At 53.2% G+C, this 12,034-nt stretch carries 7 protein-coding genes; 5 read left to right on the top strand and 2 right to left on the bottom strand.

Annotated features, from left to right (window positions below):
- Positions 1-93 precede the first annotated feature (93 nt).
- Positions 94-1,593: a DUF4185 domain-containing protein gene (locus Mal52_RS04490; protein WP_145374521.1), complete on the bottom strand. Its 1,500-nt coding sequence runs from the start codon at positions 1,591-1,593 to the stop codon at positions 94-96.
- 216 nt (positions 1,594-1,809) lie between these two features.
- Between Mal52_RS04490 and Mal52_RS04485 the strand changes: the two genes are divergently transcribed.
- The 4 genes from Mal52_RS04485 (at position 1,810) to Mal52_RS04470 (ending at position 8,016) form a co-directional block, all read left to right on the top strand.
- Positions 1,810-3,576 (top strand): fatty acyl-AMP ligase, encoded by a 1,767-nt coding sequence (locus Mal52_RS04485; protein ID WP_145374520.1) that lies wholly within the window; start codon positions 1,810-1,812, stop codon positions 3,574-3,576.
- Positions 3,577-3,849: 273 nt separating this feature from the next.
- The gene (locus Mal52_RS04480; RefSeq protein ID WP_145374519.1) at positions 3,850-4,833 is read left to right on the top strand and encodes a DUF1559 domain-containing protein; all 984 of its coding nucleotides are present in this window, start codon (positions 3,850-3,852) and stop codon (positions 4,831-4,833) included.
- Positions 4,834-5,040: 207 nt separating this feature from the next.
- On the top strand, positions 5,041-5,619 hold the full coding sequence (locus Mal52_RS04475; protein WP_145374518.1) for a leucine-rich repeat domain-containing protein: 579 nt from the start codon (positions 5,041-5,043) through the stop codon (positions 5,617-5,619).
- Positions 5,620-5,664: 45 nt separating this feature from the next.
- A complete protein-coding gene (locus Mal52_RS04470; RefSeq protein WP_197534656.1) occupies positions 5,665-8,016 on the top strand; it encodes a PQQ-dependent sugar dehydrogenase in 2,352 nt (783 codons plus the stop codon).
- A gap of 132 nt (positions 8,017-8,148) precedes the next feature.
- Here Mal52_RS04470 and Mal52_RS04465 read toward each other — a convergent pair whose 3' ends face one another.
- Positions 8,149-10,371, bottom strand: coding sequence for a sialate O-acetylesterase (locus Mal52_RS04465; protein WP_145374517.1), 2,223 nt, complete (start codon positions 10,369-10,371; stop codon positions 8,149-8,151).
- Between the two features lie 146 nt (positions 10,372-10,517).
- Between Mal52_RS04465 and Mal52_RS04460 the strand changes: the two genes are divergently transcribed.
- Positions 10,518-12,029: a DUF1501 domain-containing protein gene (locus tag Mal52_RS04460; protein WP_145374516.1), complete on the top strand. Its 1,512-nt coding sequence runs from the start codon at positions 10,518-10,520 to the stop codon at positions 12,027-12,029.
- The last annotated feature ends 5 nt before the right edge of the window (positions 12,030-12,034 follow it).

The following is a 12,034-nucleotide window of genomic DNA, read 5'->3' as shown; positions in this document are numbered from 1 at the left end:
AACGATCGCACAGACTAACACAGTTCTCCGTTTTGCACCACAAAATACTTCCTCGACTCCGGAATTCTTGTCCCCGTTCAAAAACAGAGAACCTCATTGCGACAACCGCGGATCCGATAAATCAAGCCGGTACATGATTTGGTTGTAGTCATAGCGCGGAGTCGGGTGGTCGTTTCCGGAGAATGTCTTCGTGTATGTCCCTTCGAAGTAAATGAACCGTCCATCCTCTTGGGCAAAAAACGGATGTTGCTTGGGATTATAAAACGAATATTTATCGTGAGTGACAATGCGAACCGCCTTGGACCATGGACCGGTCAGGTCGTCCGCTTCGGCGAACCAGACCTCGCCCAAAAAAGAACGGCCGCCGAATTGCACAAAGATCATCACCCATTTTTTTCGAAAATCATTCCAATACACCGACCCGCGGCTTGGTAGCACCGTATCGCCGGTTTCTGAATCCTCAAAGTGGATATAGGCTTCCTCTTCTTTCAAGCGCCCTTGTTTGATTAACTCCTGCTGTATCTGCAGCGTCCATGGAGTCGTGTCCTTCTTCCATGCGTAGACGAGTTTGCCATTCGCGTCACGATCCAACTCCAATTGTTTCTCGCGGCTTCCTTGGCGGAGGCAGCTATAGGTTTCATATTGTTCAAGATCCTGGAGCGACTCAACGTTCGCATTGACCCGTACCAGTGGATAAGGGTCGGCGAAATATACATATTCCATATCACCGTCTCGGTGAATGAAGGGATGCCCGTAAGGATAAAGCGGCGCTTGCATGTCGAATTGTTGTCGTTTTTCAAAGACTTTCTCGTCATTGTTGAATTCTGCCAATCCGCGCTCATAGACAGTCAGAGAATTTTTAATTTTGACATATTTCGCAAACATTCGCTCGTTGCCCTGTTTGTCCGTGAGCGTCACCAACCCGTTGATCCACGTGGGACCTTTACCGGGCATATGGGCTGTTTCCTTCGCAAAGCCATCATCGCCGATAAAATAATTCAGGCTCACACCGCGACTGGGATCCACGCCTTGAGATCCCGGAAGTGGCGTGGTTGCACCGGGGACGTGGAAGTTCCCCAGTGGATACGATGGGCGGTTGGTATCTCCCCAGAACCAATACAGGCGTCCTTGAAACTTAGCATTCACAACGCTGTCTGAACCAAGCACTTGTGCACCAAGTACCGGATGGGCGATTGGAACTTCATCTCCTACAAGTTCACTATCGCGATAGATTCCTCCCCCAGTCACGCGGTACAAGCGTTCGGCAATGTTGTTGCGCTTGATGCGGATCGTGGCACTGCCTCCTGGACTCACTTTGAGTTGCGTCCCGCGAATACCGAAACGATCGGCAGGAAATTCGTAACCATGGCTGGACACAAAGAAATGCACTGTTTTGTCCATTAATCCAGGTTCGTGAAATGCAACTACCCCAGCGGAATCCGTGTAGTAGCGGCAATCGTTCACAGTTCTCAATTCAACGAGTGGGACGCCTCGGTTGGTCTGCTCGTCGACAACGGTGATTTTGAAATACTCGGTGCTGTCTTGGGCTCCCAGGGTGATCGTCGTAAGCAATAAACAAACGGAGGAAATCATGAGTCACCTTTTACGAAAACGAAGCCAACAACAAGGGGATTTGGAATTGGTTACAACAAGGTTCTGCTCCATTTGAACCGTAATGCTGCCTCGACTAGTCCATCGACTGCGCTGCCGCATGCCATTGTCGTGACCTACCGGCAAGGCGAGGTCTGGTCGCGAAACGATTCTTCGGATGGAAAACAAGCGGGATTGTTCATTCAATGATGATACGATATGTCATTGATGATGGCGAATGCCTTTCAGTCAGCCGGTGACAACACCTTGGAACAAATGATGATGACACTCTGCACAGAGCTTTACGAAGCGGCATCCCAATTCGCCAATAAACCGCTGTTTGTATTTCCCGCAACCCGGTGGCAAGCTGCCGATTCGTTGACATACGGGGAACTGGTGACGCGTGCCGCAGCAGCGTCCGCGGTGCTTTCGGAATATACATCTTTGGGTCAGCGCGCGCTGTTGCTGTTCCCCACGGGGGCCGCCTTTTGGGAAGCGTTTATGGGTTGCCTCTCCACCGGCGTGATCGCGGTCCCATTGCACGTTCCCAATCTCAATCGAAACAGCGAGCAATTCGCCAGTTTGTGTCAAGACTGCGAACCGTCAGTCTTGGTCGTGGACGACTCAGTGGCGGAGGTTTTGAACAAGCGTCGAGATCAGCATCCCTATTTCGATGGTCTTCCCGTGGTCACTCCCAGCCAGTGGCGTAACCAAACAGCTGCCCCGCGTTTCGATGCAGCTGCCCAGGATATTGCCTTTTTGCAATATACGTCCGGTTCCACCTCGCGTCCCAAAGGGGTGCAGATTTCACACGCGAACTTACTGTCCAACCTGCGGTTCATCTGTGAACGCATGCAGCTAGACGCGCAGCACGACCGGGCTGTCACTTGGCTGCCGCATTACCATGACATGGGCCTCGTCGGTAGCTACCTCGGTGCGATGTTTGCAAGACTCACAAGCTGGTGCATTCCCCCTGAGGAATTCGTGCTGCGCCCCCTGCATTGGCTGCAATTGATGTCAGATCATAAAGTGACAATCTCCGGCGGTCCCGATTTCGGTTATCGGCATTGCTTGGAAAAAATCCGCGATGACGATCTGTTGGGTTTGGATTTCTCGTCTTGGCGAGTCGCGTTTGTGGGGGCAGAGAAGGTTCGGTCAGAAACACTCGCCCGTTTCGTCAAACGATTTTCGGGGTGCGGTTTTCGTCGCGAGGCGTTCTTTCCCTGTTATGGTTTAGGGGAAGCGACACTGATGGCGACCGGCGGTCCGGTGGATGCTGCGCCGGTGATCAAACAGGTCAGCACAGCCGCCTTGGCCCGGCAACAAATCACCCCTCCTTCGTCGCCGGACGATGAAACCAGCCTCTCAGGCAGCGGACAATGCTTTGATGGATCTTGCGTTTTGATCATCGATACCGCGGGCGAACCATTGCCCGATGAACAGATCGGCGAGGTTTGTCTCGCTGGACCTTCCGTAACACGCGGGTATTTCCAGCGGCAAGATCTGAATGCCGAACAATTCTTCGAGCTGAGTTTAGACGGCCAGTCGCATCGTTTTCTCCGCACAGGGGACGTAGGTTTTTTATCCGCTGGTGAACTGTTTATTACAGGTCGGAACTCAGAATTAATGATCGTGCGCGGCAAAAACCTTCATCCCGAGGATATTGAGGAACGCGTTTGCGCTGCCGACGCTGCGATTGCCCCCAGCGGTGTTTTGGTGTTTTCCACCGAAATCAACGGCCAGGAGGAACTGATTGTTTCTGCGGAGCTCCAAAGAACTGCCATACGTCAGATATCGCCGGAAACGGTTGTGGCGGCAATTCGCTATGCGGTGAACTTATCTTTTGGCGTCAATCCAGCAGAAATTCTCCTCCTGAGACCGGCAACATTGCCCAAGACCACTAGTGGAAAACTGCGGAGACTGGCGTTTCGACAAAGTTACATTGACGATGAGATCAGCTGCATATACCGGGAGATCAACTCCTGAGCTTTGCACATAAATCAAGCGCGCAGGAGGCGCAAATTGCGTGCTCCGCTCTGGTTCGAGGGCAAGTTCATTGCAAGAATTCTCTAGCTGTCAAGAGAAATCCTTTGACGGGGCTTAAAAACTATGCGAGAATCCCCGATGGCTTTAAGCTGGATTGCGATTCGAGTTTTTCCTATTGACAACCACCTTATAAATTCGCACCACAGAATCCGCCACGCGACGCAGCCAACGGTACATTTTCCTATCTTTTTCCCATAAAATTGGAGAGCTGGTATGAGTACTAATGTCCGGAGGAAGAGTCAGGGTTTTACGCTGATCGAGCTATTGGTAGTTATTGCCATTATCGCGATCTTGATTGCTCTGCTGTTGCCAGCGGTGCAACAGGCGCGGGAGGCGGCGCGGCGGACGCAATGTCGCAACAATTTGAAACAGCTTGGCTTGGCGCTGCACAACTATCACGATGTCCACAAGGTATTCCCGATCGCAAGTTACTATGACTTTTCGGGCCTGGATGAAGACCCACCGGTGTGGGATTCTCGTTTGAACAGTCAATGGGCTTGGTCGGTCATGATCCTGCCGTATCTGGACCAAGGCAACCTCTACAAAGTACTCGGTATCGGCGATCAAACGTTTGAACAAGCTGCCAATGATCCAGCGGGTCTTACGGGATTGCGCAGTCCGTTGCCCGCCTTTCTGTGTCCTTCGGACATCGGCGAGGGGATTAATGAAAATCGCCCCTTCCCGGATCCGATATCTGGAACGATGGTGGTTCCGACTGACACAACATTCGCAAAATCGAACTACATGGCTTGCAATGGAGACCGGGGCGATGGCGATGGCATCTTCCCCAGTGGCGGTGGAACGGTTGCGATTAAAAATGTCAGCGATGGTCTATCAAATACGATTATGGTCGGCGAACGCCGCTCAAAGGATGGATTCTGGGCGGGTATTTGGGCCGGTCAAGAGTTATCCGAAGAGGGCATTACGAACGTTTGGTGTCTGGCTGGTTTGACTGAGTATCAAATGAATACCGGCAAACATAGCCTCGACCCGTCTGACACGAACGCTGTAGACAACCCGAAGATCGCGTTTAGCAGCCAACACCAAGGCGGTGCCTTCTTTTTGTTGGGAGACGGTTCGGTGCACTTCATCAATGACAGCATTCAGTGGAACGATTCCCCGAATGATTCGAACGATGTGGGAATTTACCACCTGCTTGGGTCGATGAACGATGGTCTTGTGGTTAACGAATTCTAAAACGTATTGCTAATTTTCGCTGGAAATAATACCCCGAAGCCATGGAGGCCTCAGGAGTATTAAACCGCAGCAAGTGGGAATCATCTCACCTGCAAAAAGCTAAGAGAATCGGGGTGCAAACAATGCATTGTTTGCACCCCGACATTGATACACGCCCGGATACCCGGGCTATGTCATGGCAAGATTATTTTTAGCAGAGGATTGCAGATGTCCTTCGATTTAGATGCCCAGGTACGTTGCGCTGGGTGGGCAAAATGCCTGGTTGTCGCCAGTGGATTCTTTCTGTTGACGGGTTGCGGCCTATTTGAGGGCAAAAGCGAATACCAGCAAATGCTGGACAAACGAAATGCTTTTTCCGAAATGATCGCCGATGCCGGTGGTTCAGCCGTCATGGAAAAGCGTTCCATGCATGGGTTGAACGGTGTCGGCTGGTTTATTGACCTGAGTGGTGCGGAACTTGATGATGCGTTGCTCAACGCCATCGCCGAAGTCGCCAAGGAGAAATCGGTCTATGAACTCAATCTAGCCGATTCCTCGATTACGGATGAACAGTTAGCACAGCTCGACAAGGATGAGGTTCTGCAAAAAGTCTTTTTCCTGGACCTCAGCAATACAAAAATCACGGATGCTGGGCTCGACAGCGTTTCGAATATCTACGTGATTCACGAATTGAATCTGAAGGGAACGGCGGTGACCGAAGCGGCAGTCAAACGGTTGGGAGACAAGCAGATGGCCCAAAAGCAGACGCCTGATGCGTTCCGCACTCGCCCGAAAACAGATATCTAGACCCCAGCATTCCATGCCGCGCTGCCTCATTGCATTTAGCGATGCATGGCATCTGTCAAAACCGGCTTGGCTGGCGAGGGAACAGAGTTTTATTACATCTGGAATCCGCTTCGATATCATTTTCGGACGCATTACCAAATGCTCGGAAAAAGAAAACAACGATTGGGGAGAGACTCTCGGCACTTTTTCCCAATAGTTCTTGGCTTGATTGGCCTGGTCTCCTTGACCGGGGACCAGAGCCTGACTGCTGAGCAAGGCTCCTCAACCAAAAGTGATCGTGCGCTCTGGACCACCTCTCGGATCCACGGGACACCCGACCCGCCGCTTCCCTATCAGCTGGAGAATGCTTTTCCAGAATTGAAGTTTGACGAGCCATTGGCAATCAGCCTGATTCCCGGGACCAACCGGTTTCTGCTCTGCGAACGGAACGGCAAACTGTTCACGTTTGCAGACACTCCCGATGCCAAGCCCAAGCTGTTGATGGATCTTGAGCGGACTATTTACGGGGCCGCCGCGCATCCGGACTTTGTGAACAATGGCCGCTTGTTTGTTGTCTCCATCGTGAAAGAGGGGGCTGAGGATGGGACCCGGCTGTCGCGATTCGAAACTTCAGCCGATGATCGTTTTCATGCCAAGCCGCTGTCAGAAGTCGTCCTGCTGTCTTGGCTAGCCGGAGGGCACAACGGCGGCTGTGTCCGGTTTGGTCCCGATGGCCTGTTGTATGTTTCTACCGGTGATGGCAGTGGCTGGGCCGATTGGCACTTGACCGGTCAGCGCATCGACGATTTTCTCGCTTCCATCCTCCGCATCGACGTCGATCGTTCCGCAGGGGACAAGCCTTATGCTATTCCGGCAGACAATCCTTTTATCAATACGCCCGATGCCTGTCCGGAAGTCTATTCTTATGGACATCGCAACGTTTGGAAGTTCAGCTTTGACGGCGAGGGCCATCTCTGGGCGGGGGATGTTGGTCAGGATTTGTGGGAGATGATCGAGCTCGTTCAACCGGGTGGCAACTACGGTTGGAGCATCAAAGAGGGAACCCATGATTTCAAACCGGACCGCCAGCTGGGACCGACACCGATACAGCCGCCGTTGCTCGAACATCCTCACAGCGAATCACGTTCCATCACCGGGGGATACATTTGGGAAGCAGCCGAACCGGCCGACCTGCATGGCTGTTACATCTATGGTGATTACGACACGGGCAAGATCTGGAGTGTGCGACTCGTGGGTGGTCAGCCCACGAAGCCACGTCAACTGGCCGACACGCAATTCCGGATTGTCGCCTTCGCTCAAAACAAGCAAGGCGAAGTGCTTGTCGTCGACCATGTGAGCGGCACACTCCAACGGTTGGTCCCGGCGCCACTGCCTGATGAGGACGAGCCAACATTCCCTCGTTTGCTCAGTGAGACCGGCCTGTTTGTTTCCACCACCGACCACATTCCACAGCCGGGGCTGATTCCTTACTCGGTCAATGCTCCACTCTGGTCGGATGGAGCCAGCAAGGAACGATTTATCGCCAGGCCCGGCGATTCACAAATTCTCTTCGACGACGTCACTTATCCCGCGCCACCCCCCGGCTGGCGATTTCCCGATGGAACGGTGCTTGTCAAAACATTTTCGCTGGAAATGGAAGCCGGCAATCCCTTATCCACACGCCGATTGGAGACGCGTCTCCTGCATTTCAAAAGCATGCCGGGCGATCGCGAGCGGTACGGGGCACAGTTTTGGCGAGGCTACACCTACGTCTGGAATGACGCTCAGACCGATGCTGTTTTGCTCGATGCACAAGGAGCGGACCGTGTACTGAACATTCAGGATAAAAACGCCCCCGGGGGAGTGAGGCAGCAGACTTGGCACTTCCCCAGCCGGGCCGAATGCACGCTCTGCCATACGATGGCTGCCAAATATGCACTCGGTGTCAACACACTGCAAATGAACCGGCTGCACGATTACGGCGATGGCCAACCACGGAATCAGCTTGCACAACTCGAAGAGTGGGGAGTTTTCGCCAAGCCGCTTCCCCAGTCTCCGGAGGCTCTTCCTCGACTGGCCGACTATCACGACCATACCCAAAGTATCAACGACCGGGCGCGGTCTTATCTCCACGCCAACTGCTCGCACTGCCATCGACTCTGGGGGGGAGGTCTCACCGATTTTCAGTTGCTGGCCGATTTGCCACTCAGCAAAGCTGGACTCATTGATGCCACGCCTGAACGAGGCCACTACGGCATTAAAGACGCGCGCCTCATCGCCCCCGGCCACCCGGACCGCTCACTGCTCACACATCGCATGAGCTTGCTTAAAATCGGACGCATGCCCCACATTGGCTCAAGCGTCATTGATGAAGAGGGGGTGGAGTTACTCCGCGAGTGGATTCAGCAGATGAAGTAGTTTTTTAGGTGCGGCAGAGACGCAACTATCCTTGCCGACTTTTGACTTTGCTTGCCGTACGAAGCGATGTAAGTAAGCCCTTACGGCGAATATAATGACTACAACAACTTCATGTTGATGAACAAACGATAACTATTGGATGGCCTTATCAATCAATGGTTTGACCTGTTCGCTCCACAGCAGCCCATGTGCTTTGAGACCTTTGGGGCTGAAGTGGATTCCTTTTCCATCTAAGTCACGATGATCACCTGTCAGTGTGTCCGTATCCGGCCCTTCCAGGGCCACGCCCTCGGCCCACAATTTTGCTTGCGCCGTACGTGTTGTTTTAAATGAAGGCGCATCGGGATTGTGATACGAGACCTGGGCGACGAGCCACGGAATGTTCCAACCCGCTTCATCACGACTCGTGTCGATCACACGCTTGAGTTTGTCGTAGTACTCGTCACTGGGCATTTCCACATCGCTTTCTCCCTGGTGCCAAAGAATCGCCCGAAATCCATGCGGACCGAGTTGATCGATACGTGTCATCATCCAGCGAAATAGCCCTTCATCCTTTGGCTGCCAGGCATTGACGCTCGTCCCTCCATATCCTGTGGCTGCGATACCGATCGGAACCTGATACGCCTCATACAGAGCATCACCAAACGCTGGGAAATAGCTCCCTCCCTGTGAACGGTCTGCGACTCCCGGTTGAGGGTCATCGGCGATCTGCCAATGCTCTCCACTAAAGGAGGAGACCATGCCGGTCGTTTGTTTTGTCTTGAACTGTCCCGAGTTAGTCGAGTTGGACTGCCCTGCCCCAACAAAAACCTCGCCGACGCCGAACTTGTCGACAGTTTGCTGTGCGACGGTTTGGCCTGCCTTGGTCAGCTTGAGATCCATTGAAAACCACCCCCCGGCGGGAAACTCCAGTGATTTCTGGAATACCCCGTCCTCGCGATTGAACTTGATCGACTGCCACTCACCCGGAACTTCTCCTTGTAACGGCTGCCCACGAAAACGAACCTGGACCTGATCCACATCCCTCGTGGTCCTCCCCCGAATGAGGATCCGACCCGCGTTGCGGGCATGCCGTTGAAACACCTGATTTTCTAGTGGGGATGCAATTGTCGTCTCATCCGCTTCGCGGGTCAGGACAAACTGATACGGTCGCGGTTTGGCGACAAATCGCTGCATTTCTTCAATTTCCTGATTGGCATGTTCTGCTTGGTTGGTCAGCGAATCTAGCAACGGAGTCTCGGGCAGCGACCGCTTCGCGTGCAAGTGGGCTAAATCGACTTCGTACCTTGCCTCAGTGAGAGACTTCAACACAGTCGCTTGCGCATCCCAAGGACCGCCTGGCTGCCAAGCATCCGGAGTTGTGGAAGCGATATTAAGCCCCTTGGCGAATTCGCCTGCGCGCCAGATGCCGATTTCTCGTCCGGAAACCGTGAGCTTGTACTTGCCGGGATTGAGATTCCGCACCGTCAGTCGATATTGGTTGATTTGATTCATGGGCACGTAGCGATACTTCAAGGTCGCGAACGCGCCGCTGTTGTACGGCAGGCCTCGATCCAGGCGCGTGAAGGTTATGGTATCGTCAGCAGCAGTGACCTCAGAGATTTGACAACCGTTTGTTTCTAGAACCTGACCAGCCGCGGCATCGATGACACAGGATGAGACATCAGCCGGCGCTCCCAATCCCTTCAAAATCGCATAGGCCATCGCCATTTGCCCCAAGTCATTCAGGTGAATGCCGTCGGCAACGTGCAACGATTCATGCTTCTCAACTGGAAGAGACTCATTCGCGGTAAGAACCGACCGCTGGATGTCTCGCATGGTCCGCTGAATATCAATGGTCCCTGCCCCCTCATCTCGGGCAATGGCCAATCCCGCATCGCACATCTGTTGGAGAAAATCATTCTTGGTCTTGTCAGGATGTCCCGCGGTGATTGCTGCCGAACAAATATAAACCCGGACGCCTCGTTTCTTGCAAGCCGCAACGATTTTGCGAATCGAATCGAGATACAATTGCCGGTGTTCGTCATCCGCCTTGGCCCCCCAACCGATATCGTTGACGCCATACGCAACGGTTAGCAGAGTCACGCCATTATCAAACACATCCCGCTCAAGCCGCTTGAGGCCACCCGCTGCTGTGTCACCACCTCTCCCCAAATTGATGAAATGCACTTCCCGCTCCGGATAGCGCAAGAGTGTGAATTTTTCGATGTGCTTTCCGTATGTCCTTGCTGCAGTGATACTATCCCCCAAAAAGCCGACAGTCTCGCCATCTCGAATGGCAAAATCCTCCGCATTCAAAGCGTTTGTGAACCAGAGCACGAGCAAAGCGCTTAGAAGCGTAAAGGATTTTGACATGACAGATACTCCCAGCGAGGTTTGAGCCGAAATACGAGGATGGTTTCATTATAAAATCTGTTGGCATCGTGAGGTAGTTTTAAGTATATTGAAACAACATCGAAGACGGAAATGTGTCTCCATTCCGATCAAGCGGACGTCTCCTCATGCTGAGAATCCTGGGATCCCAAAAGCGACTCTGTCGCGGCGTCAACCGACGTGATGTGTTGAACATCGGTTCCTGCGGCCTAGGGGCGTTGACGCTCTCGCAACTTCTGGGAGAACCCACCGCTCAAGCCAAAGCTGTGCAACGCGCAGCAACCTTTGGGCAAGCAAAGCGCGTCATCCTGTTGTATCTGGCCGGAGCGGCCTCACAGCTGGAAACATTTGATCCCAAACCAGACGCCGCTGCTGAAGTCCGTGGGGAACACAAAGCGATTCAGACAGCGATCCCCACCGTTCGCATCAGCGAGCATCTCCCCCAAACTGCACGCATCATGGACCGCTTGACGTTGATTCGGTCCATGACGCATGACAACAACAATCACTCAAATGTCTTTACATTAACAGGGCACCCTGCTGTTGATTTCCAGAGTGAGACGCACCCTTTGGATACACGGCATCATCCGTTCTTTGGAAGTGTTCTGGATTATTTGGCAGAACGCCGGTCGCCGGACGCACTCTCGCCTGGGATCCCGCGCAATCTTGCCTTGCCATTTCGGTTCAGCAAATTCAATCCACTGTTTCAACGTTCGGGGCCATACGGCGGTTTTCTGGGTCGCGGATATGACCCCGTGTATACCGAATTTGATGGAGAGGCCAAACGCGAGGTTGAACGGGTCGGGGTTTTTGGTGTCGGTAGCACAAAAGAGAAGGATCCGTTTGTCAGCGTAAAACCAGAGCTGAAGTTTTCCGTTTCAGGTGCGGCACAACAACAACCTGGATTGACCCTTGATCGGCTCAACAAGCGGAAGTCGTTGCTAGGCCAACTGGAGTCGCAACGCCGCACTGTTGAGGAATCGCAAGCTATCGCTAGTCTTAGCCGACACCAACAAATGGCTTGGTCACTGCTGCGGTCACAGGAGATTCGCGAGGCACTCGATATATCGCGCGAACCGATGTCTCGTCGCGAACGCTACGGCATGAACCTGTTCGGCCAAGCTGTTCTCGCGGGACGCCGGCTACTAGAAGCCGGTGGACGTGTTGTTTCTATTTTCTGGGACGAATATAAGGTCGTCAACACGGCATGGGACACACACTTCAACCTATACAAACGTCTGAATAACGAGTTGCTGCCCGGTCTGGATAGCGCGCTGAGTGCACTGATTATCGACCTAGAGGAACGGGGACTGCTTGACGAAACGTTAGTTTTAGTCCTGACTGAACATGGCCGCACTCCGAAAATTATCGAACGTGCCAAAACACCGGGGCGTGATCATTGGTCGAATGCTTATTGTAATTTGCTTTCTGGCGCCGGATTGAACCCGGGGCAAGTTCTGGGAAGCAGTGACTCCCAAGCAGGCTATGTTCAAAACAATCCAGTCAGCCCGATGGATGTCTTGGCGACGATGTACCACCTTGTCGGTATCGATGAACACACCACGATCCCCGGCCGTGCGGGTCGCCCCATGCCACTCGTCGCCAACGGCCGCGTGCTCCACGAATTGCTCAACAGCTGACAGGT

It is taken from the genome of Symmachiella dynata (assembly GCF_007747995.1).
Lineage (GTDB): Bacteria > Planctomycetota > Planctomycetia > Planctomycetales > Planctomycetaceae > Symmachiella > Symmachiella dynata.
Note: the sequence above shows the minus strand (reverse complement) of the source record. Positions and strands in the feature narration are given on the sequence as shown.